This is a genomic window from Methylobacterium sp. HMF5984 (genome assembly GCF_045033435.1).
Lineage (GTDB): Bacteria > Pseudomonadota > Alphaproteobacteria > Rhizobiales > Beijerinckiaceae > Methylobacterium.
In genome coordinates this window covers 5,251,810-5,272,633 of record NZ_JBJFLN010000001.1, presented here as the reverse complement: position 1 = coordinate 5,272,633, position 20,824 = coordinate 5,251,810, and the positions used below count along the sequence as shown (strand labels likewise).

Here is a 20,824-nt window from a genome sequence, read left to right as displayed (position 1 = left end):
TCGCGCATCGTTCGGCAACGCAGGCAAGCAAAGGTTTTCGATGAGCGCGCTGACGAGCGACGAGAAGCTGGTACGGATGGCCAACCAGATCGCGTCCTTCTTCCGGTCCTACCCGGACGACGAGGCGGTGACCGGCATCCACAAGCACGTGGTCGCGTTCTGGACCCCGAAGATGCTCGCGAGCCTCGAGGCCTGCCTGCCGGCGATGGGCGAGCGGGTCGACCCGCTCGTGGTCCGCGCGATGCGCGAGGGCCGGACCGAGGCCGAGAGCCCGGTGCGGTCCGCCACCCGCGATCCGCAGAAGCTCGGCGAAGGTGCGAGCGACGCCGGTTGACGCCGACGCGGTTTTGTCATGATCGGACGGATGAAACGTCCGACTCGTCGACATCCGCGCATAGTCGCGCTTGAATTCAATCCTTAGAATTCACCTCGATTGACGGCCCGCCCAACAGGGCCGCTTCGGGGGAACCTCACCGATGACCGCACGGACCGCCGACGTCACCTTGCTGCGCGAGCGGCCGACATCCTGGTTGTCGCGCGAATACATCGTCGCGAAACCCGGGTTCAACCGCTGGCTCGTGCCGCCGGCGGCCCTGGCGATCCACCTCTGCATCGGCATGGCCTACGGCTTCTCGGTGTTCTGGCTGCCGCTCTCGCGCGCCCTCGGCATCACCGCGTCGAAGGCCTGCCCGGACATGTCGCTGGCGACCGCGCTGGTGACCACCACCTGCGACTGGCGGGTGGCCGATCTCGGCTGGATGTACACCCTGTTCTTCGTCTTCCTCGGGGCCTCGGCCGCGGTGTTCGGCGGCTGGCTCGAGCGGGCGGGGCCGCGCAAGGCCGGCATCGCCGCGGCTTTGTGCTGGTGCGGCGGCATGGCGATCTCGGCGCTGGGCATCGTCACCCATCAGCTCTGGATGATGTGGCTCGGCTCGGGCGTGATCGGCGGCATCGGCCTCGGGCTCGGCTACATCTCGCCGGTCTCGACCCTGATCAAGTGGTTCCCGGACCGGCGCGGCATGGCCACCGGCATGGCGATCATGGGGTTCGGCGGCGGCGCGCTGATCGGCTCGCCGCTGGCGGCGATGCTGATGGACGCGTTCAAGTCGCCGACCTCGGTCGGCGTGTGGCAGACCTTCCTGGTGATGGCCGCCGGTTACTTCGTGTTCATGATGGCCGGCGCGCTCGGCTACCGCGTGCCGCCGGCCGGCTGGAAGCCCGAGGGCTGGAGCCCGGCGCCGGCCAAGGCGGGGATGATCACCAACGGCCAGGTCCACCTCGACGACGCGCACAAGACCGCGCAGTTCTGGCTGATCTGGGCGGTGCTGTGCCTCAACGTCTCGGCCGGGATCGGCGTCATCGGCATCGCCTCGCCGATGCTGCAGGAGATCTTCGGCGGCCGCCTCGTCGGCGCGCCGGATGTCGGCTTTTCCGCCCTCGAGGCCGGCCAGAAGGCGCAGGTCGCCGCGATCGCGGCGGGCTTCGTCGGGCTGCTGTCGCTGTTCAACATCGGCGGCCGCTTCTTCTGGGCCTCGATGTCGGACAAGCTCGGGCGCAAGACCACCTACGCGATCTTCTTCGCGCTCGGCATCGCGCTCTATGCCGGCGCGCCGTCCTTCGCCGCCGCCGGCTCGCAGGCGCTGTTCGTGCTCGCATTCTGCGTCATCCTGTCGATGTACGGCGGCGGCTTCGCCACGGTGCCGGCCTATCTCGCCGACATCTTCGGCACGCAGTTCGTCGGCGCGATCCACGGGCGGCTGCTCACCGCGTGGTCGACGGCCGGCATCGTCGGGCCGGTGGTGGTCAACTACATCCGCCAGGCGCAGGTCGATGCCGGCGTCGCCGGCTCGCGTCTCTACGACGGCACCATGTACATCCTCGCCGGCATGCTGGCGCTCGGCTTCGTCGCCAACCTGCTGGTGCGCCCGCTCAAGGCCAAGTGGTTCATGTCGGACGCCGACGTGGCGGCGCTGAACAGCCGGGGCGCGGCGGGGACGATCCCCTCGGGCTCCTTCGGCATCGGCCGCGGCGGCTTCGGCCTGGCGGCGCTCGCCGCCTGGGCCGTCGTCGGCATCCCGATCGCCTGGGGCGTGTGGACGACGCTCGCCAAGGCGCTGATCCTGTTCCGCTGAGCGGGCGCGGCCGGCCGAATGGGTATAGCCTTCCCGGCACGCCGCCGGGGAGGGTGCCATGATCGACAAGCTCGACTTCCTGCTCGCGCTCTCGCGGGAGCAGCATTTCGGGCGCGCCGCCGAGACCTGCGGCGTCACCCAGCAGACCCTGTCGGCGGGGGTGAAGCAGCTCGAGAACCGCTTCGGGGTGCAGCTGGTGCGGCGCGGCTCGCGCTTCCAGGGCTTCACCCCGGAGGGCGAGCGCGTGCTCGAATGGGGCCGGCGCATCGTCGCCGACAGCCGCGCCATGCACGAGGACGTGGCGGGCCTGCGCCGCGGCCTCACCGGGCACCTGCGCATCGCCGCGATCCCGACCGCGCTGCCGATGGTGGCCAACCTAACCACGCCCTACCGCGAGAAGCACCCCGACGTGCGGCTGACGGTGGAATCGACCACCTCGGCCGACATCTTCTCGTTGATCGAGAACCTGGAGGCCGATGCCGGCCTGACCTACCTCGACAACGAGCCGCTCGGCCGGGTGATCTCGGTGCCGCTCTACCGCGAGCGCTACCGGCTGCTGACCGCGGAAGGCGGCGCCTTCGACGCGCGCGCCTCGGTGACCTGGGCCGAGATCGGCCGCCTGCCGCTGTGCCTGCTCACGCCGAACATGCAGAACCGGCGCATCATCGACCAGCAGATCCGCGACGCGGGCGGTGAGCCCTCGGCCTCGCTCGAATCGAACTCGATGATCGTGCTGATGACCCATGTCCGCACGCTCAAGTGGGCGAGCGTGATGCCGGCGATCCTCGCCGACGCCCTCGGGCCGATGGTCGGCGTGCGCGCGATCCCGATCGTCGCGCCGGAGCTGGAGCACACGATCGGCCTGGTGGCGCCGCGGCGCGAGCCCTCCACCCCGATGATCACGGCGCTGGTCGCCATCGCCCGGACATTGGCGAAGACGCTCGACGCGCCGGACCTGTAGGAGCGCCGCACCGGCGTGCACGAAAAAGGCCGCCCCGGTCGGGGGCGGCCTCGTCGTCCGATCCGGGCTGCCGGACCGAAACGCTTACTTGATCTTCGATCAAATCCAGTCGGTTGTTCTGAATTATCCTGAAACAATCAACCGACTGACAAGGCTAAGTTAACTCGTGTCAGCTTGTTTCAGAATTGTCCGTCTAGTAGCGTGATTTTGTGACCCGGACGTGACCCGGGTTCGGAAGAGCGAGTTCGAATTTGCCTGCCCGGATCCTCACCGACGTCGAGGTGCGTTCGCTCAAGCCCGAGCCAAGCGGCCGGCTGATGGTCTATGATGCGAAGGCCCGCGGCCTATGCCTCCGCGTCTCGGCTGGCACCAAAGCCTGGAGCTTCGTCTACCGGCCCCGGGGCAGCGCACAGCAGCGCCGGTTCACGATCGGCGATTACCCCGCCTGGAGCCTGTCACAGGCTCGGGAGAAGGCGTTGGCGCTCCGTCGGCTTGTCCAGGACGGCGGCGACCCCGTGGCGGCTGCCAAGGAGCGCAGCGAGGCACTGACCGTCGCCGGTCTGATTGCGCGCTTCATCGAGCGGCACGCCAAGGTGAAGCTGCGGAGCTGGCGCGATTACGAGAGCCTTCTGAGCCGGGATGTGGTGCCCGTCCTTGGCCGACGGCTGGCGCACGAGCTCACCCGCGGCGAGGTGGCGAATCTCATCGACAAAATTGCCCTGCGCGCGCCCGTCGTCTCGAACCGCAATCTGCAAACTCTCTCGTCGGTCTACAGTTGGGCCGTGTCGGAAGGGCTGGTGCCGTCCAACCCGGTCATCGGCCTCAAGCAGCGACACACCGAGGTGCCGAAGGAACGGGTGCTGTCGGACGCCGAGATTGCAGCCTTCTGGACGGCGAGCGCCGCAGCGGCGCCATCCTATCGCGACGCCTTCCGCTTGATCCTCCTGACCGGTCAGAGGCCTGGGGAATGTGCGGGGATCCTCGCCGAGGAGGTTGACCCAGTGAAGGCCACCTGGACGCTGCCGGCGGCCCGCACGAAGAACAAACGCCCGCACGCGATCCCGCTTGTAGGCGAGGCGCTCGCGATCGCGCGCCGACTGCGGTCGGAGACGCCGTCTGGCGCTCTGATCCTCAGTCCCCGCGGCAAGCCTCTATCCCCCCAAAACATGGCGAAGGCCTTCGAGCGCCTACGGGAAGGCATCTTCGACGAAGGGGCGACGCCGCACGATCTCCGGCGCACTGCAGCGACGGTGCTTGGCCGCCTGGAAATCGATCGCATGACGGTCGCCTACGTGCTGAACCACGCTTCGACCACCAAGAGCACGGTGACTGGTTCGACCTACGATCAAAACACTTACATGCCGCAGAAAAAGCGAGCTCTCGAAGCTCTGGATGCCGAGATCCAGCAGATCGTCAGCGGGGTGCCAAACCCCGACAACGTAACCGTGCTCAAGGTCGGTGCTTGAAATGTCCTACGCCCAGCACAAGGCGAACTGGGAGGTCTTCCAGGCCGATACTCAGAAGGTTATCGCGAAAACCCGCGAGGCCCATCATGTGACCGCACGCGATTTGGTGAAAGAACTGGCTTTGCTCGTTCGCGTGACGGGTGACAATCGCTTCTCAGCTGCGCTTGAGGCTTTGCAAGAGAACCGACTCACGGACGAAAATGACGGATGGATCCGGAAATGGACCAAGGAAGGGTCTTACGACCCGGCCCTTGTTTTCGTTGAATTCATTGATGAGGAAATTGCTAAGGGCCGGAGTCTTCGAGAAGTCTGCGCGCAGATCGTCGCCGATTGCGTGCTGATGCATGCGACGTTCGAAGCCGGCGTGGCTCACGTTGAGCGAATTTGGAGGCGAGCGAAAGCCGATCCGCTGGACATTGAGTAGGAGGCAGAAATCCAAGGCTGGATTTTTTCCTCCCACGTATTGTCCTGTGACGCGCTGAAAAATCCCGCACATTGTTGCTGTCGCCCGAAACAGAGAGCGACGCACAATGACCGAACCCAACCGAATCCTCCGCTTCCGGGATGTCCGCGATCGAACTGGCCTGAGCCGCACGACGGTCTGGCGGCAGGTGAAGGCTGGCTCTTTCCCGAAGCCGGTCAACCTCACGACCCACGCTGTTGGCTGGTACGAGACGGATATCCAGGCATGGCAGGCGGGCCTCCGTCGCGTCGGAGGCTCCGGGGGCGAGGCATGAGCGCCGTCATCCTCCCCTTCCCGCGGTCACGGGATCGGCAGTTCATCCGCCGACACGCCGCCCACATGGCGCAAGCCAGAACAGCCGCGAAAGCCGAGGCACACCTCGCGCGGCAACTCGGGATCCAGGCTGAGACGCTTCAGCGACGGGGCGTTCTCCCGGACGTCGCCCGCGGTGAGCTTCAGGCGATCGAGGGTAATATCCGAGCCGCATGTTGGACCCTGCTGCTAGCTCCCGGCGGTGCAGCATGAGTGCGCACCTCACCGCCCGCCGGGTCGATGCAACAGGACGATCGACCGGCAAATTCCTGGACTCGAAGTTTAGGAAGCTGAACAGCGTCCCGAGCGGTCAAGCCTTCGTCTGGTTCACGCGCGAAATGGTCGAGAGCCCGGCCTGGCGCGCGATGTCTCAGAATGCGCGCCTAGTCGTCGATCGGGTCTGTGTCGAGCACATGGCACACGGAGGTGGCCAGAACGGTTCGCTCCCGGTGACCTACGATGATTTTCAGCGAACCGGCATCCGGAGGGGCAGCATCCGGCGGGCGATAGCGGAAGCCCTCGCCCTCGGCTTCGTTGAAATGACACGCAAAGGTACGCGCGGTTATGGCGACTGGGCTGGGGCACCGAGCCTTTTTCGCTTGGCGTGGTTGCCTACGAGCGAGAATGGTCCCGCCACGATCCAGTGGAGGCGATTCGAGACCCTCGCCGCAGCAGAAGCGGTCGCGGCCGAGGCTCGGGATAGCGTAACCAAGCGAGCAACAGACGGAGGTGAAGACTCCGTCCGAAAAAGAGCCGCGCCAAACGGGAAAAAATTCAGAAGCCAGTGACGTTTCTGACTTTGTGCCAGTGACGTTTGTGTCCGTGTTCCAGTGTCACTTCTGTAACTGCTGGGCCCAGTGTCACTTCTGGAACTACTATTAATATCTTGGCCGTGGTGGCTCGGGTTAGCTCGCCCCCAGCGCCCGCCGCTTCGCCGAGATGCTGACGTGTAGCGCCTTCCACCGTAGCGGCGATCTGAATTCCGGAATTCTCGAGTTACCCGAATTTCTAGCTCGGCAAATGGTAGAAATTCAAATATTCATCGTGGTAGATTGACTATTTACAGTCATCACAAAACGCGTATCGTGACGCTTGTTGGTCGATCAATCGATCGGCGGCTTGTCTAACTTTCCGATGAATTTGAGATCCGCCGCGACCTGTGGCGGTGTGCAGCCGGGCTGTCGCCCGAAGGAGAAGTCATGTCTCAAATCGAACAGGAACAGGCCCAGCGTGCCGAGAGCCTCAACAACGCTGTGAGAGGCACCATGGAGGAGTTCAGCACCAAGCCACAGCCGATCAATTCGAATCGTCGTCATCCGAGAAATGAATCGTCGGAAATCGATGACGCTCGCGATGCGTTGTCTGAGGCCATCCTGGAAACCGCACGGTGGCGCTTGGAGAAGGCCGAGCAATTCCCGAACGAGCCCCGAAATACGCCAGCCGCCGAATTGCTGAAGCGTATTGCGGCCAGCGTGATCGACGTGCCGGACGACCTTATGCGGGGGTATTCCGAGGCCTGGCACGACGAAATGGCTTCTCAGACCTCGGAGACGCAATCGGTGCTGCTGCGCGATATCGGCTTTCGAAGCGCCAGCGACACTGCAACGACGCTCGTCGAGCATCTGATGGAGCACGTCGACGACGCTCGCTCAGATCGAGCCTGCGCCTGATCCCGAAATAGAGCGGCTCGGGAAACGCCCGCCAGGGCTCCCGAGCCTCGATCCAATCCCCTCAGCAGGAAATCCGATCATGAACATCAATATCACGGCTCCGGCCGACTCGCACGCTCGCCCGCAGGTCGGGCCCGTCACGGCCGCGATCAGCGCCATGCGCGCCGCCGACTTGGAGCGCAGCGCCTTTCATGTGCTGCGCGGTAGCATCCTGGCCCAAATCGCCGCCGACGTCGCTTGCCTAGATCGTCTCGACGAGATCGGCCGCCGCCTCGCCCTTCGCTGAACCGGCATTCCGCAATTCGCAATTCAAGAGACTCCTATAACGACATCCAACCGCCGAATGCCTGTCCCCCTCGATGTTTCGTCCCGTCCGCCACAGACGGCGCGCGGTGGCTACATCATCGTTTGCCGCAACTCGACGAACGGCACCCTGATCCGAATTGCCGATAGGCCATACGAGCATGCCGACCAAGCTGACGCCGAGGCCCAGGCGCAGCGGATGGCTGACCGCTACCGCAAGGAGTTCGCTGTGTTCCGAGAGGTTGCTTCGGTGCTGCCTCCGCCCGCCGAGGTGGTGACAACCGCCCCGGTCGCTGATCCCGAGCCTCCGCCACCGCCTGAAGTGAAGGAGCCGGCGCCTCGGCCCCCTGTCGTCGTCGAGCGCCGCACCAAGCGCCGCCCTGCCATTGGAGGGCGTTAGTAATGACGAACCAAAAGCAGATGCACCCTTGTATGTCGGACGGCTCACCCGAGCAGGAATGGGCAGTCGCACAATTCGAGGCGGTCCGCGCCTTTGAGAAAATCAGCGATCGGGCCGAATTGCTGGCCCTTGCCGAGGCTGCACATCGTGGCCCACTCGAACTCGCTCGCCGAATGCGGCGGACCGGATATGGAATGGGCCCGGATGTTGAGCCTTCAATGAGCGTCGCTGAGTTCTGGGCACGTCTCTACGGCGAGGGCTCTGATCTGAACGCACCCTATCCAGCCGCTTACGCCTACGCCTTCCAGACCGTCGCCCCCTACCTGATTTCGACCCACTGATAATTCGAATCTCGATGGTCGCCGCCGTTGGTGGTGACCATCCGCCAGCGCGAGGCCGTCGGACCGTGTCTGCAAAAAGAAAAAGAGAAGCTGCCGAGGATGTGGCGACCACGTGCGCGCGGCACCCGACGGGGAGCTTGGAATGACGGCCGGAATGCAGACCTTCGCTAAGGTCCTTGCTCTGCACGACAGCACCTCGAACCCGGGCGAGAAGGCGGCGGCCGCTGCACGGATGAAGGCCCTCGCCCGTAAAGCCGGGCTCACCGTTGAGCATGCCGTGTCCAATTTGGACGCGCCGAAAGCGCCCGCTCAGGCTATGGCCGACTCCTTCGCCGAATTCATGAGCCGGCCCGAGTTTGTAGCTGAGCGGATGGAGCGGGAGGCGCGCCGGCGGATCGAGGTTGCGGCGATCCTTGAGCGGCACGGGTCGGAAGGTGCGGTGTTCGCGGATACACCAATGGAGGAGGCCTTGCGCGCCGCGTGCGAGCCGCTCCTCGGCCCCGATGAGACGTGGGAAATGGATTACCACCTCAACGGCTGGGGCAGCCGCGGGTCTCGTCATCAAATGCCGGCCACTGTGCGGGATGCGGTCTGCCAGGCATGGCCAATGCCCGAGACCGTCGCTGCGACATGGGCTGAATACGAGGCCACCGATCGCCTCACCCGTGAGCGTTACACCGTCGACGGCTATTACGAGCCGCACCTTTTCACCGAGGCGCGCCAGCAGCTCGTGGCAGAGATCCTCAACACCCTGCCGGCGCGCTCCCTCCACGACATGCGCGCCCGCGGAGCGTGGCTGGGCCATTGGGCAGACGGCGAGGCTGAGCAGAGCAGAGACGACCACCGCACCGCGGTAGCAACCCTGCGCGCTGATATTGAGCGCATGGGACAGTGGCTTCGCGAGCGGAACGAAACCCCATCGGATAATTCAGATCCGAGCCAGACCGGCCCCGTCCATTCTGGACAGGCACACCGTCCAACCCGAGCCGAACGGCACGCCGCAATTCGTGCTCTCCTGGATCAGGGACATGGCGATCGCGAAATAGCTCGGCGTCTCGGGATCTCACCGACGACGGTCGGCGCTGTCCGGCGGGTTGCTCAGGCGGTCTAATACCTCCTGCACGTCATCGCCTCGATCAGGGCGCGCACCAGGGGCGCAACCGTCATCATCGACAACGACCAATTCGGAACTCGAGATTTGCCTAGAGCTGTTGCCGTTCAGGTTGGGTCATAAGCGTCGTATCCTGCGGCTGTGATGTAGTTTCGGCATTCGTTCGGACTGAAGGCGGCGAAGGCGTTTGCGATGGCCTGCCAGAGGTCGGGGACGGTGCGCGCGGCGGCTGTGCGCAGAAGGGCTTTGAGCTTGGCGAAGGCTTGTTCGATCGGGTTGAAGTCGGGCGAGTAGGCGAGTAGGCGGGGAGGTAGAGTAGGCGCGCGCCGACCGCCTCGATGGCCTCGCGCACGCCGGCTACCTTGTGGACGTTTAGGTTGTCGAGGACGACGGTGTCGCCGCGTCTCAGCACCGGGACGAGGATGTCGGTGACGTAGGCTCGGAAGCGCTCGCCGTTGGTGGCGCCATCGAACAGGGTGGTGGCGAGGAGGCCGCTGGTACGAAGGGCGGCGGTGACGGTGGTGGTCTTGTAGTGACCCTGGGGCACGAGGAGCCGGCAGCGCTCGCCACGTGGAGACCGACCGTAGCGCCGGGCCATGTTGGTGGCCGCAGCGGTCTCGTCGATGAACACCACGGCGTCGGGATCGAGGTCGAGTTGCCCTGCAAACCACGCCTCCCGTGCGGCTTTCACGTCCGCTCGTTCCTGCTCAGTGGCGTAGACAGCCCCCTTTTACGGGTGACCCGATGCCGGGCGAAGAACCGCCACAGCCCGCTGACGCTCGTCCGGACGCCCCGCTCGGCCAGGGTGTCGCGTAACTCCCGCAGGAACGCCTGCGGATGCTCTTGGTAGGCCTGAAGGATAAGCTCGGCATGCGCCTCGATGGCGGGTGCGGGCCGCTCACCACAAGCCGGCAGGGGCGCGATCTCGCCCTCCTCCTGGAAACGCTCGTGCCAGCGGATCGCGCTGGACGCACCGACACCAAAGCGCTTGGCTGCCTGTCGGCGCGACGACCCCGCTTCGATCGCCGCGATCACCCGCTCGCGAAGATCCACGGATAAGGCTGACGGCATCCCGATCTCCTCGGAAAGCCCGACATCGAATCAGATCCGAAACCCGCCCGCTACCCCCTTGATTCAATCCAACCGGACGTAGCTCTAAATAGGTGAGCCTGAAATTCTGGGACACGGAAAAAGTTTTGCGCGCTCGGCACCTGGTGGGGTTGGAGGCCCTAGACCTTCAGACTTTCGATGCCCCCCCTCCCGCGAGGGCGAGCCGAGTGATTGCGCCATCCGATCGAATTGATTGGTTTCTCGAATTCCGCGGGACCATTCAGCCCTTCGCTGACCCGAGCAGGGGGGGCAAAACTCTGGAACCGAAGGGGGCTCTCACCGCATCAGGTTTCATTGGCGGAGGTTTTTCGCTGGCGGTTGCCGGAAATAAATTGGCGTCGAATTTAATTTCTAGCCGAAATTGCAGAAAATTCGGATCTTGCCCTTCGGTGGCGATCCCAGCAGAGCCCTGACCCGCAATGCCGGATCGGGCCGGTGAGAGGAATTAATGGCAGAGCTAATGATCGTGGCGGGAGAGTGCGGTCGTGGCTCCGGCGAATATGACACCGGTTTATTCACCCTGCCGGTTGGTGGTGATCGTGGTGCTGAGACCATCGCGACCGTGACGGTTCATGGCGGCGTCGGTGAGAAGCAGTCGACACTCGGGCAGGTGCTGACCGGCCTTCGAGGCGGTTTGGCGCTGGCGCAGCAGATGGATCTCACCATGCCGGTCACCGTGGCCGCCTCTGCCCTCGGTGCGGGGCTGGGCGCCCTTGATAGTGGTCCGAAACAGCGGGCCCTGATCGAGGTAGTGTTCCAGGACGGTGCCACCCTGCTCGCCATGACGGACGTCGGCATTGCTGCCCTGATGGAGAACGATCGTCGCGTGATCCAACTCGCCGCCAAGCGGTTCAGCCCAGAGCCAGCGCTGATCGCGCCGTCCGAAACCGGCATTGCCGCGAAGGTCATCGCATCAGCCGAAGATGCTGCACATACGGCTGGATCTGCGGTGTCCGGCGCCTTCAGCTTCATCAAGAAGACCCTCGGTTGAACTGAGGGTTCGAGGGGCTGAACCGGCGGGGAGCAGTACGCCGCCAGCCTCCGGCAGGCGCAGTTCGGGCAGCGCACTGTCGGCTTCACGCCACAGGGTCTGAGCGCCGCGCAGATCGAGAACGACATCGCAGAGCGAGGGCGCCAGGCGCAGGCGAGCGGACCGCGGGACCAGCAGCTTGCGGCGCTTCAGACCCTGGTGCTCGAACGCACCACGCGGCTCAAGACCCTGGAGCAGCAGTCGACCATCGACCTCAACGCGGTTGGCGGCGCCTTCTCCAGGATGAGCCAAACCCTACAGCAGCAGATCATCTCGGCGGCCAACCAGTCGGGTCGCGTCCCGGCTGGGATTATCGCCGGCATCGGTGGCCACGAGTCCGGGAGCAACCCGAACGTCGGCTATTCCAAGATCCTCGGCGAGAACGGCTGGCCGTCATCCGCCTATGGCCTTGGTCAGATCACCAGTTTGGTGGACGGCAGCACGAAGAACGAGGAGGCCGAAGCGATGCGGCTCGGCTCGGAGGCCGGGAAAGCCGAGAAGCGCTTCGCGGGCGAATGTCCTTACGACTACACGAAGTTTGGCCTTCGGTTTGCCTGGCTGGATGGCTTCTCGAAAGGGCGCGTCGAGCTGGAGAAAGTAATGGGGACCGAACCGGCAGCCCAGGTCTGATAGCTGACGCTGATCATCGTCGCGTTGGCACATGGATCGCCTTGCTGTTCGCATTCGTGGCCGGCGGCTGCTCAATGTCGTCGGCGTTGTACCAGCGGTGTGGGTTGCGCCGGTGCCTCGGAATGCCTGTCATTGGATCGTCGCCGAGCCGGATACGAGGCCCAGCAGCGCGGCAAGCTTCATCAGGCCCGTGTCGGTCATCTCCTCGCCATTCACGAGCCACAGGCTGAGGTCGTCGCCAGTTGGCCCGACGTACAGGCCGATCGCGCGAAGGGCTTCGACGGCTTCGTGGAATGGATCGTCGCTCACGGCGTCGTCGCCCTCGCCTCCAAGTTCAGACGGTCCCGCATCTCCTTGCCGGCCTTGAAGGGCGAGCACGGTCTTGGCCGGCACCGCGACCGGCACTCCGTTCCTCGGATTGCGCCCCTGCCGGGCAAGCTGCTCCTTCACCGTGAGCGATCCGAACCCACGGATCTCCACCCGATCGCCCGCTACCAGCGCGTCTGCGATGCGGTCAAGAATGGCATCGACCACCGCTTCGCAGTCCTTCTCGTAGAAATGCGGGTTCAGAGCGACGAGGCGGAGAACGAGGTTGGACTGGATCATGGCGCTCGAATAGGGGCACGAAGCGCCGGTCAGCAACCGGTCGATCTCGCTCGCTGCCGGTCTCGGTGGCTGAGTACCCGGTGATCCCGTTCGCGCCCCTCCCATGGGGCGGCAGGGGCAACGTCGTCTCGGCGGCCGGCGTAGCACTCTTTGGGATGGTGGCGGGGCGATGAGCCTTTACGCCGAGATAGGTGTCGGAAGGAGCGGGATGGCTCCTTCCGACCGTTTGACGTTCTAACGCAGGTTGCCGTTCAGGCCCTTCGGGAAGAAGCCGTTCGGCTGAGCGCCAGCGTTCAGGTAGACGATGCTGAGCACCTGCTTCGGTGTACGCTGATAAGCAACGCCCGCCGAGTCGAGCGGCACGAGCTTCGAGGTCGTCGCATCACCGATCCCCTCGTCCGCCTTGCCAGGCCCGTCGAGCGAGTCGCGCGCGGTGGAGATAGCCTGAGCCTGACTGAATAGCCCGCGGCTGTAGAGCACCGTACGGATGATGCCGGCGTGGTAAGCCTCGACAGCCAGGATGCCCGCGGCGCCAGAGAGGTTTGCGGGGTCCTTAATGAGCGGGGCAGCACCGTGATAGGCGGTCACCCCGACATCCTCGAAGATAAAGGCTGCGAGCAGGAAGTTGGTCTCGTTGGCGAAGGCGTCGAAGGTGTCGTTCGGACCCGCAAGGCCAGCGGCACGCGCGGCAATGGTGAAGGCGAAACCGAGATCGATTGCCGGGCGAGCGACGGCGTTGCTGCCGAGTGCTGCACGCAGCGTGTTGACGTGCAAGCGCTCGTCACGAGCAATCTCGTTAGCGTAGTTGGCTATGACTTGTGACTGAAACGGAACCGCGCGGCCGCCAGAGACCGGGCCGAGGGTTCCAGTGCCGCTGACTTCCGCGTCAGCGAGGCCCTGGCCAACCGAAGCACGCAGGTAGAACTCGGCTTCGAGGTACTCAAGGTTCAGCGCGAAATTGAAAATGTCAGCATCGGTGATGGACTGGGCGGCGGCAGGGCGACTGGCATCCGCGCCGAACAACGCGGTGCCGGCAATGCCGAGCCCCAAAGTCTGGATGAAGGCGCGGCGTCCGGCTACGAGATCGAGTTTGCGCGGCGCTGCCTCGGCGTTTTCGGCGTCGTTGTTCAGACGAAAATGTTGTTGAGTCATAGCTTGCTCCTCAGGGAGAACAGCCGGCGGACCATCCGTACAAGCGGCACGCAGCGACGCGTAGAAGCGCTGATGCCCCGCCTTATAAGCACGTGCTTAAAGGCGACTTTGCTTCGGATTATGGGCTGCAACCGGCGGTCTTTTTATGGGTGTCGGGAACGCGGCACTCACCCTGGCGCGGAGAACAATCCGAGCTAGGGCAGCCAGGACCTAGACCATCTCCAGCCTCAGAAATATCCCAGCAACGTCCGAGATATGTTTTTAGACAACGACATCACGCTTTCGTGAGATTGCGTCCATGCAAGAATGGGTGCCGCATGTGCCCGAGAGATAGAGGTCGGCATAAATTAACATTTTCATGCGCTTAACGCATGGACACCAAGCTTGATCTTTGCAGCACGGGGCTACTTGCAGGGATACGTTTCGCGCAGCTTTTGAATGACAGCGATCACCACGCCAGTCCGCTCCTTGGCTTGTTCGGCGTCCTGTCCCAGCTTTGCCAGAGATTTAATCCGCTCCCGTACGATGCCTCGAAGCTGATCGATTGAAACTGGTTGGTCAGAACAGAAAATCCTCGGCTTCCGATCGTTCTCAAGATATCGGTTTGAAAGTGAAAGGCTGTCGGTGACGGCCATAAGATAAAAATCTAGCTCAGATGACCTTTGAGATCCTGATAGATTGTCGAGTAGCTCAAACCTACGCAGTGATAGAACGCCCGCTGTCTTTTCGGCAGACACCGACGGCGTGGCTATGGATATAATTAAAAACAAATATGTAATCCCCCATCGCTGGCGCTTGTACTCAATATCAATTCTCATTCCATCTAACCGGATCCAACCGAGTTTTCGAGATAGGAGGACATATGAAAAGCGGCGTGATCAACCGCTCTCTGTGTCCGGCATGCCGCATCACAGTCTCGACCCACCAGCCCCTATTTTGTAAGGCGAACCCAGATGCGTTCAACGACGTGGCGGTCCTTGAAATCCACGCAGGGCAGACGAGCCGCTCCTCACTGCATTGGGTTGAGATCACCCGCTGCATCCTGAAGCACCGACCTGACGTAGTGGCAGCATGAGAAACTACCGCATTCCTACCGCTGTCGAGATGATGAGCTTACCTGCCGGAGATCGCGTAGCACGCCTGTTGTCGCTCGCCCGCTGGTATCGGGAGCGAGGCGCGGCCTTGAACGCAATTGGATCGACCGCAGGTGCCACTCGGTGCCGCAACAATCTAGAGAGGGTCAGATCCCTTGCGGAGCAGGTTGGGTGCTGCATCGCTTAGCGGCCCCGCTACACCAGACCATCTAGCTCCCTTCCAATTGCATGATCACCAGAGGCTACAGAGCCGGGCAGCACGCCGTCATCATTCGCGAGCGGGATACCGTTGACCTGCCAGTAACCAATCGATGGCACCTTACCGGCAGGCCGGGCTCAGGATCGGTTCGCTGGTGAGATGAACGATGCACCCGCCACCCCGTGATCAGATCGGGGCGGGCGGGCCTGCCTCCTCGCGGGGTTCACCCTTGTTCCAACTCAATGGCAAGCTGCTACCCAGCACGTTTGGCGCTCCAGCTTCCGCTGCAGCTGACGATGCCGCCGCTGGTGTGCCACGTCCCACTACCGCTGCCCTTGGCGTCGAGCGTTCCAGCGATTGGCACCCTGTTGGCTCCCTTGATGATCGTGGCCTGCACGGTCCCGGGCTGTGAGACGCCGCCATCGACCTTGATCTCGTCGCCTGGGACCGAAGCGTCGCTATCCTTGATCTGCACCAGATAACTCGTGCTCGCTGGGCACGGCCCGTCCTTGGTGACAGCTGTGATGCTCCACGACCCATCGAACTTGTCGGGTACCTGAACCTTACTCTCGGCTGCTTCAGCGGGCACGAGAAGAGCCACTGCCCCGCCAACGACAAGGATGGAAACGAGGGTACAAGACATGCAGCAGCTTTCGCGCTTGAGCGGTCGAAGCCGCCTGGACGCTATGGATACGACTGGACCGCCTAAACGGTTTCCGAAGTGCCTTCCTTCAACGGCTTACCGAGTCAGTTCGGTAAGGCGGTGGGACCGGCACGAGATCGATGAGTGGATCGACACACTGCAGCATAGGCCGAGCCAGCTTCCAACCGACGACGAGCTGCTTGCGCTGTTAGGGTGACCGACTGACTGGTGGTGCATTTCAGAAAAGGGCACCGAGTTCCAAGAGCGGAGAAGGGCGTGCGTGGCCGACGGCATGAGGGTAAGCTGCGACCGAGCCTGCACCAGCGGCTTAAGCTGTTGGAGCGCGGACCACGCCGCTATGGCAAGAGGACTAGGAAATCCGCCGGCTGATGAAGACGGGTCTCATTGAGCAGGTTGGAGTCATTTCGGCTGACGGATCGAGGGAGTGGACGATCACTGAGAGCCCGCTCTGATTGGGGTTTGTAAGGCAAGCGTCTCCTGATCGATGTTGTCGGAGGTTGGCCGTGTCGCTCCCGCTGGTTACGCGCTTCTCTTCGCGGAGTGCAAGGAGAACTCGCGACTTGAGTTCTGTTCCGAACTTCCGGAATTTGACAAAACCTGGAAACGAAGCAGATCTGGCCTCTGCTGCAGCCTGATGCACGGCTTGCGAAAAACCCTCATTTATACGAGACCCCTTTTTTGAAGGGGTGCCTCAGAGTGCAACGCGATGGATGCTGATAATCGAGTTAAAGTTGCTGAGGGGCATTGGGACGCATTGCCTGCTTGGCGTTCACAAATGCCCCCACGCGCGCGGTGGAATGAGTCGTTTCAAATCGTCCGCGACCAAAATTTTCGTATCTGTGGCAAATACCTGGATGGCGAAAACACGGGATTAGTCGACCTGTTCAAGCAAGTGGCAGGGGCGCATTTGCCGCTCGCCAAGGCCATCTCCGTCGGATGCGGGACGGGCGCGAAGGAGATGCGGCTGATCCAAGCGGGTGTCGTTTCACATTTTCATTTATGCGACCTTTCTTCTGTCTCCCTTGAGCAGGGAAAGCAAATTGCTCAGGAGTGGGGACTATCAGATAAAGTCTCTTTTGCTCACGGCAACGCATTCGATAATATTAAAAACCAAGAGTACGATCTTGTCTACTGGGACAATGCACTTCACCACATGCCGAGCGCCGACGATGCGGTGCGTTGGAGCTTGGAAATTCTGCGTCCTGGCGCCTGGTTCTTGATGACAGAATTCGTTGGAGCAAATCGTTTCCAATGGACTGAGGAAGCTGTCGAGCTGATAAATGCGGTCAGGAACAGCCTGAACGACGAGTGTTTCCACAATCCCCGCGATCCCGAACATCCTTGGCCACGTCACTTTCGTCGCCCGACTTTGGAAGAAATGGAATACGACCCAAGTGAGTCAGTCGATGCGGAAGCAATCATTCCAGCATTGAATAACTATTTTCCAAACGCGCTTATCAAGCACGTTGGCGGCACAGTTTATCACGTCGGCCTCGGAGACATTTTAACGAACATTCCAGAAGGCAGTGACATACTTAAGCTTTGCCTTTTACTAGATCGAGCGACAGCTAGTATTCCGCATTATGCAGTGGGCATCGCGCAGAAACCACTTCGTGCGAAAAAGCTATCAGCGAAGTGGTTCACGCACATGAAGTCACAGTTCCGGCGCACTTTTTTGGGGCCTAAAGCCTGAAACCAGACCCGATCCGGCCTTTCCTGCGACCTCCGCGCGCGTTTGCGAGGCCCTGTCGCAACCGCGCGGCGTTGACCATACGGCTTGCATGGCGCCTCCGGAGCTGGAGGTTGTCTATGATCTTGTTTGCAACCAGCACGCCTTAGGTGTTTGATCCCGCGGTGTGGTGGTACGGTTGACCACCATGCTGCGAGGGATGCGCTATGGGCCAGGTTCTTCATGGAAGCGCCACCACGACGGAGGCAGTCCGTCGCGCGATCCAGCTACGTGAAGAGAGCGTAAGAGCGCTGGCCAAGCGCTACGGCGTCAGCCCGACGACGGTGCAGAAGTGGCGCAAACGGACGAGCACAGCGGATGCCCGGATGGGCCCCAAGGAACCGCGCTCCACCGTGCTCACCGTCGAGGAGGAAGCGATCATTGTCGCCTTCCGCCGGCATACCCTGCTGCCGCTTGACGACTGCCTCTATGGCTTGCAGCCGACGATCCCGCACCTGACGCGATCCTCGCTGCATCGCTGCCTGGAACGGCACTGCATCAGCCGACTACCCGAGATCGAAGGCGACAAACCCAAGAAGCAGCGCTTTGCGACCTAGGCCATTGGCTACGTCCACATCGACATCGCCGAGGTGAGCACGGCCGAAGGTAAGCTCAGGCTGTTCGTAGCCATCGATCGAACCAGCAAATTTGCCTTCGTGCGGCTCGTGGAGAGCGCCGGCAAGATGGAGGCCGCCCAGTTTCTGCGCGACTTCATTGAGGCGGTGCCTTACCGCATCCACACCGTGCTCACAGATAACGGCGTTCAGTTCACATCACGTCGACAGGACATCTACGATAGTAAGCACATCTTCGACCGCGTCTGCGACGAGCACAACATCGAGCATCGGCTGACCAAGGTGAACCATCCTTGGACCAACGGGCAGGTCGAGCGGATGAACCGCACCATCAAGGATGCGACGGTCAAGCGCTACCACTACGACAGCCACGACCAGCTTCGAACGCATCTGCACCTGTTCGTCGATGCCTACAATCACGCTCGTCGGCTCAAGACCCTGCGGGGCCTGACACCCACCGAGTTCATCCTGAACGCCTGGACGAAAGAGCCCAATCGCTTCAGGATCGACCCGTCACACCTCATCCCGGGACCATACACCTAGCGTTGACTTAGAGCGCCTAACAGAACCGCCTGATTTGGTTGAGGGTGATGAGACTGGCGGCGAGGTTGGTGAAGGCCTCGTAGATGTCGGCGCGGCGCTCGTAGCGTACGGGCAGGCGTCGGAAACGGTTGAACCAGGCATGGGTGCGCTCGACTACCCAACGGTGACGCCCAAGCTTCTCGCTGCTGTCGATCCCGCGCCGAGCGATGCGAGGGACGATCCCACGGGCGCGGCACTCCTGGCGACGGGCACGGGCGTCGTAGGCCTTGTCGGCATGAAGCTTGTGGGGACGGCGGCGTGGGCGACCGCGCCGGCCGCTGCCCACGGGCGGGATCGCATCGAGGGTCGGGGCCATCATCACGCTGTCGTGGCGGTTGGCCCCCGTGAAGGTCAGGCCGAAGGGCGTGCCGCGGGCATCGACGACGAGGTGGCGCTTGGTGCCCGGTTTGCCGCGATCCGTCGGGTTCGGGCCTGTGGCAGAGCCCCTTTTTTCGCCGGGACAGACGCGCTGTCCAGGCTGGCCCGGCTCCAGTCGAGCTGGCCGGCTTCGTAAAGTCGCCCCAGCAGCACCTGATGCAGGCGGGTCCAGACGCCCGCCGCCTGCCAGTCCCGCAGGCGGCGCCAGCACGTCATGCCCGAGCCACAGCCCATCTCGGCCGGCAGCATCTCCCAGGGCAATCCAGAGCGCAGCACGAACAGGATGCCTGTCAGGGCCGCCCGGTTCTTGATAGGCCGTCGACCGCCTTTCGGACGGGGTCGGGGAGGCGGAAGCAGCGGGGCGATCTCGTCCCAGAGATCGTCGGGAAGAAGTGCGCGGGCCATGAAACACCAACGCACATCAACGCTCAGGGTGCCGTTCTGTTAGGCGCTCTTAGCCGTGCCCGCCGGCCGAGCAACCTGTTGACGCTCGAGTAACAGATCGCGGGCACCTTGCTCGCGAGCCGGGCTCAGGACCGGTTCGCTGGTGACACATGCGAAGAACTCGTCCTCCGTGATCAGATCGGGGGACGGGCCTGCTGCCTATCGCATGGCCTGCCACACCGGCACGCCAACGGGGCGCCCAGGTCGGTCCCGCCGGAATGTCTGGTTCCCGTAGCGGATCCAATTGTCGCTATCGCCTCGACGCGGCGCGCGTTGATCATCAGGGCGCCGCAGTAGTCGACACGGACCACGCCGACGGTCGGGTGCACGCCGAACAGGTCGGTGGCCGTCCAGCCATGAGCGATGACGTCCTCCCCGAACCGGTCGAGGAAGTCGATCGCCGCGTCGCGCATCTCCTGCCATCGCTGCGCCGAGAAGCTGGGACAGGGCGGCACCGTGGGCTTCATAGCCTCGAGGGCATTGCGCTAGGCCTGGACGTCGGAAGGCATGGGTCGAATCGGTGCGGGTGATGCCATGGGTCTCGCTGGATGTGAGCCGGCGGGGAAAGGGGCGCGGGTGGGGAGGCGCAACGTGGCGATCAGCCGTGCAGCGCTTGCCGGACAGCCAGCATGCCCGAGAACGGCTTTGGCACCACACTTCGGCTGTGTGTGACCGATTAAGAATTATTGATAGGTAGAGTTATTTCGTAAATATCACTATTGATTGACCGAGCGCATGGCCAGAGCTCCAAGGGGCAGCGTTGCCATCAATAAACTCGACCTCTGAAAATCCGATGTTGCTTGCCCATACTCTAAATTGGTTTCTTTCGATGAATTGGTTCAAATGTGGAGTCGTGCTATTACGCTGTTGATTTACAGTTGCCTCAAACACATGCCAATGCGGCATATGTTCAAATTCCAAGAAGGATGCAACAACCTTTCCGCCAGGAATTAGGCATCTATACATGTCATGCAGGTAGATAAAACTCTCTGAATGGAGAAGATGCGTAAAAACGCTAAATGCCGTGAACCAGTCTACGGATTCGTTGCTTGAGGGAATAGAGAGATTTCTATTCAGTAGATACTCATAATGCTTCGGTGTTTTGGTTTTGGCGTAATTGAGCAATTGTTGTACGACATCGAGCCCAAGATATGATATATCAAATTCACGCGAAACATGAACTGCAAGTCTTCCAGAGCCGCAGCCAAAATCAATAATTTTTTGCCCATTTTTGAGGCCTGCATATCGCAGAATGCTGCATTCTATTGCTCCAATATGATCATAAGAGCCCCCAACGGCCAAACTCATTGCTTCGTCAATAGGATATATTTTCACTAAATTAGCAACGTGTTTCTCATAATCTTCTATAAAATGAAAGTCGGCCATAATCTCTTACTCCAGCAGTTTATACGCTGCCTTGATGTGATTTGAAGTTCTAGCTGGTTGGGTTGTATTGCGAAAGCACTAAAATT

Annotated in this window: 21 protein-coding genes and 3 pseudogenes; 16 read left to right on the top strand and 8 right to left on the bottom strand. The window is 62.2% G+C overall.

Annotated elements, in window-relative coordinates; genetic code table 11:
- Positions 1 to 40 precede the first annotated feature (40 nt).
- The 12 genes from ACFZ8E_RS25715 (at position 41) to ACFZ8E_RS25660 (ending at position 9,159) form a co-directional block, all read left to right on the top strand.
- Positions 41 to 334, top strand: a complete 294-nt coding sequence (locus ACFZ8E_RS25715; RefSeq protein WP_147726813.1) for a formate dehydrogenase subunit delta — start codon at positions 41 to 43, stop codon at positions 332 to 334.
- 142 nt (positions 335 to 476) lie between these two features.
- Entirely contained in the window at positions 477 to 2,132 is a 1,656-nt protein-coding gene (locus ACFZ8E_RS25710; RefSeq protein ID WP_147726816.1) for an OFA family MFS transporter, read from the top strand.
- Positions 2,133 to 2,190: 58 nt separating this feature from the next.
- Entirely contained in the window at positions 2,191 to 3,093 is a 903-nt protein-coding gene (locus ACFZ8E_RS25705; RefSeq protein WP_147726817.1) for a LysR family transcriptional regulator, read from the top strand.
- A gap of 251 nt (positions 3,094 to 3,344) precedes the next feature.
- On the top strand, positions 3,345 to 4,559 hold the full coding sequence (locus ACFZ8E_RS25700; protein ID WP_405044242.1) for a tyrosine-type recombinase/integrase: 1,215 nt from the start codon (positions 3,345 to 3,347) through the stop codon (positions 4,557 to 4,559).
- A 1-nt stretch (position 4,560) separates the two neighbouring features.
- Complete coding sequence (locus ACFZ8E_RS25695) at positions 4,561 to 4,983, top strand: hypothetical protein (protein ID WP_405044241.1); 423 nt, start codon at positions 4,561 to 4,563, stop codon at positions 4,981 to 4,983.
- 106 nt (positions 4,984 to 5,089) lie between these two features.
- A complete protein-coding gene (locus ACFZ8E_RS25690; protein WP_405044240.1) occupies positions 5,090 to 5,296 on the top strand; it encodes a helix-turn-helix transcriptional regulator in 207 nt (68 codons plus the stop codon).
- The gene (locus tag ACFZ8E_RS25685) at positions 5,248 to 5,547 is read left to right on the top strand and encodes a DUF6074 family protein (protein ID WP_405044239.1); all 300 of its coding nucleotides are present in this window, start codon (positions 5,248 to 5,250) and stop codon (positions 5,545 to 5,547) included. Before ACFZ8E_RS25690 ends, ACFZ8E_RS25685 begins: the two co-directional genes overlap by 49 nt.
- Positions 5,544 to 6,122 (top strand): hypothetical protein, encoded by a 579-nt coding sequence (locus tag ACFZ8E_RS25680; RefSeq protein WP_405044238.1) that lies wholly within the window; start codon positions 5,544 to 5,546, stop codon positions 6,120 to 6,122. The genes ACFZ8E_RS25685 and ACFZ8E_RS25680 overlap by 4 nt, the downstream gene beginning before the upstream one ends.
- Before the next feature lie 411 nt (positions 6,123 to 6,533).
- The gene (locus ACFZ8E_RS25675; RefSeq protein ID WP_405044237.1) at positions 6,534 to 7,004 is read left to right on the top strand and encodes a hypothetical protein; all 471 of its coding nucleotides are present in this window, start codon (positions 6,534 to 6,536) and stop codon (positions 7,002 to 7,004) included.
- Between the two features lie 79 nt (positions 7,005 to 7,083).
- Positions 7,084 to 7,290: a hypothetical protein gene (locus tag ACFZ8E_RS25670; RefSeq protein ID WP_405044236.1), complete on the top strand. Its 207-nt coding sequence runs from the start codon at positions 7,084 to 7,086 to the stop codon at positions 7,288 to 7,290.
- A 419-nt stretch (positions 7,291 to 7,709) separates the two neighbouring features.
- Entirely contained in the window at positions 7,710 to 8,048 is a 339-nt protein-coding gene (locus ACFZ8E_RS25665) for a hypothetical protein (RefSeq protein ID WP_405044235.1), read from the top strand.
- Positions 8,049 to 8,160: 112 nt separating this feature from the next.
- Complete coding sequence (locus ACFZ8E_RS25660) at positions 8,161 to 9,159, top strand: helix-turn-helix domain-containing protein (RefSeq protein WP_405044234.1); 999 nt, start codon at positions 8,161 to 8,163, stop codon at positions 9,157 to 9,159.
- 107 nt (positions 9,160 to 9,266) lie between these two features.
- Here the strand turns inward: ACFZ8E_RS25660 and ACFZ8E_RS25655 are convergent.
- Positions 9,267 to 10,230, bottom strand: a pseudogene (locus ACFZ8E_RS25655) (IS630 family transposase).
- Between the two features lie 487 nt (positions 10,231 to 10,717).
- Here ACFZ8E_RS25655 and ACFZ8E_RS25650 point away from each other — a divergent pair.
- Positions 10,718 to 11,260 (top strand): hypothetical protein, encoded by a 543-nt coding sequence (locus tag ACFZ8E_RS25650; RefSeq protein ID WP_405044233.1) that lies wholly within the window; start codon positions 10,718 to 10,720, stop codon positions 11,258 to 11,260.
- A gap of 198 nt (positions 11,261 to 11,458) precedes the next feature.
- Positions 11,459 to 11,929, top strand: a complete 471-nt coding sequence (locus ACFZ8E_RS25645; RefSeq protein ID WP_405044232.1) for a hypothetical protein — start codon at positions 11,459 to 11,461, stop codon at positions 11,927 to 11,929.
- Between the two features lie 297 nt (positions 11,930 to 12,226).
- Here ACFZ8E_RS25645 and ACFZ8E_RS25640 read toward each other — a convergent pair.
- The 4 genes and pseudogenes from ACFZ8E_RS25640 to ACFZ8E_RS25625 all read right to left on the bottom strand — a co-directional run.
- A pseudogene (locus ACFZ8E_RS25640) lies at positions 12,227 to 12,535 on the bottom strand (HU family DNA-binding protein); the annotation flags it as partial.
- Positions 12,536 to 12,769: 234 nt separating this feature from the next.
- A complete protein-coding gene (locus ACFZ8E_RS25635; RefSeq protein ID WP_243945369.1) occupies positions 12,770 to 13,687 on the bottom strand; it encodes a ferritin-like domain-containing protein in 918 nt (305 codons plus the stop codon).
- 404 nt (positions 13,688 to 14,091) lie between these two features.
- On the bottom strand, positions 14,092 to 14,505 hold the full coding sequence (locus ACFZ8E_RS25630) for a hypothetical protein (protein WP_405044231.1): 414 nt from the start codon (positions 14,503 to 14,505) through the stop codon (positions 14,092 to 14,094).
- 728 nt (positions 14,506 to 15,233) lie between these two features.
- A complete protein-coding gene (locus ACFZ8E_RS25625; protein WP_405044230.1) occupies positions 15,234 to 15,623 on the bottom strand; it encodes a heme utilization protein in 390 nt (129 codons plus the stop codon).
- A 727-nt stretch (positions 15,624 to 16,350) separates the two neighbouring features.
- On the opposite strand from ACFZ8E_RS25625, the gene ACFZ8E_RS25620 reads away from it, so the two are divergent.
- Positions 16,351 to 17,337, top strand: coding sequence for a class I SAM-dependent methyltransferase (locus tag ACFZ8E_RS25620; protein WP_405044229.1), 987 nt, complete (start codon positions 16,351 to 16,353; stop codon positions 17,335 to 17,337).
- A gap of 203 nt (positions 17,338 to 17,540) precedes the next feature.
- A pseudogene (locus ACFZ8E_RS25615) lies at positions 17,541 to 18,491 on the top strand (IS481 family transposase).
- A 16-nt stretch (positions 18,492 to 18,507) separates the two neighbouring features.
- Here ACFZ8E_RS25615 and ACFZ8E_RS25610 read toward each other — a convergent pair.
- The 3 genes from ACFZ8E_RS25610 to ACFZ8E_RS25600 form a co-directional block, all read right to left on the bottom strand.
- A protein-coding gene (locus ACFZ8E_RS25610) for an IS5 family transposase (RefSeq protein WP_405041835.1) occupies positions 18,508 to 19,313 on the bottom strand; the annotation gives its coding sequence in 2 pieces (ribosomal slippage) (positions 18,508 to 18,983 and positions 18,983 to 19,313; 807 coding nt in all).
- A 173-nt stretch (positions 19,314 to 19,486) separates the two neighbouring features.
- Positions 19,487 to 19,819 (bottom strand): hypothetical protein, encoded by a 333-nt coding sequence (locus ACFZ8E_RS25605; protein ID WP_405044228.1) that lies wholly within the window; start codon positions 19,817 to 19,819, stop codon positions 19,487 to 19,489.
- Positions 19,820 to 20,051: 232 nt separating this feature from the next.
- Entirely contained in the window at positions 20,052 to 20,738 is a 687-nt protein-coding gene (locus tag ACFZ8E_RS25600) for a class I SAM-dependent methyltransferase (protein ID WP_405044227.1), read from the bottom strand.
- Positions 20,739 to 20,824: the final 86 nt, after the last annotated feature.

Bases quoted from the DNA above. Each gene is read 5' to 3' on its own strand.
- ACFZ8E_RS25705 (WP_147726817.1), top strand. From the start codon at position 2,191: ATGATCGACAAGCTCGACTTCCTGCTCGCGCTCTCGCGGGAGCAGCAT.
- ACFZ8E_RS25695 (WP_405044241.1), top strand. From the start codon at position 4,561: ATGTCCTACGCCCAGCACAAGGCGAACTGGGAGGTCTTCCAGGCCGAT.
- ACFZ8E_RS25715 (WP_147726813.1), top strand. From the start codon at position 41: ATGAGCGCGCTGACGAGCGACGAGAAGCTGGTACGGATGGCCAACCAG.
- ACFZ8E_RS25665 (WP_405044235.1), top strand. From the start codon at position 7,710: ATGACGAACCAAAAGCAGATGCACCCTTGTATGTCGGACGGCTCACCC.
- ACFZ8E_RS25600 (WP_405044227.1), bottom strand. From the start codon at position 20,738: ATGGCCGACTTTCATTTTATAGAAGATTATGAGAAACACGTTGCTAAT.
- ACFZ8E_RS25635 (WP_243945369.1), bottom strand. From the start codon at position 13,687: ATGACTCAACAACATTTTCGTCTGAACAACGACGCCGAAAACGCCGAG.
- ACFZ8E_RS25675 (WP_405044237.1), top strand. From the start codon at position 6,534: ATGTCTCAAATCGAACAGGAACAGGCCCAGCGTGCCGAGAGCCTCAAC.
- ACFZ8E_RS25620 (WP_405044229.1), top strand. From the start codon at position 16,351: ATGGATGCTGATAATCGAGTTAAAGTTGCTGAGGGGCATTGGGACGCA.
- ACFZ8E_RS25690 (WP_405044240.1), top strand. From the start codon at position 5,090: ATGACCGAACCCAACCGAATCCTCCGCTTCCGGGATGTCCGCGATCGA.
- ACFZ8E_RS25605 (WP_405044228.1), bottom strand. From the start codon at position 19,819: ATGAAGCCCACGGTGCCGCCCTGTCCCAGCTTCTCGGCGCAGCGATGG.
- ACFZ8E_RS25625 (WP_405044230.1), bottom strand. From the start codon at position 15,623: ATGTCTTGTACCCTCGTTTCCATCCTTGTCGTTGGCGGGGCAGTGGCT.
- ACFZ8E_RS25710 (WP_147726816.1), top strand. From the start codon at position 477: ATGACCGCACGGACCGCCGACGTCACCTTGCTGCGCGAGCGGCCGACA.
- ACFZ8E_RS25670 (WP_405044236.1), top strand. From the start codon at position 7,084: ATGAACATCAATATCACGGCTCCGGCCGACTCGCACGCTCGCCCGCAG.
- ACFZ8E_RS25650 (WP_405044233.1), top strand. From the start codon at position 10,718: ATGGCAGAGCTAATGATCGTGGCGGGAGAGTGCGGTCGTGGCTCCGGC.
- ACFZ8E_RS25680 (WP_405044238.1), top strand. From the start codon at position 5,544: ATGAGTGCGCACCTCACCGCCCGCCGGGTCGATGCAACAGGACGATCG.
- ACFZ8E_RS25685 (WP_405044239.1), top strand. From the start codon at position 5,248: ATGGCAGGCGGGCCTCCGTCGCGTCGGAGGCTCCGGGGGCGAGGCATG.
- ACFZ8E_RS25630 (WP_405044231.1), bottom strand. From the start codon at position 14,505: ATGAGAATTGATATTGAGTACAAGCGCCAGCGATGGGGGATTACATAT.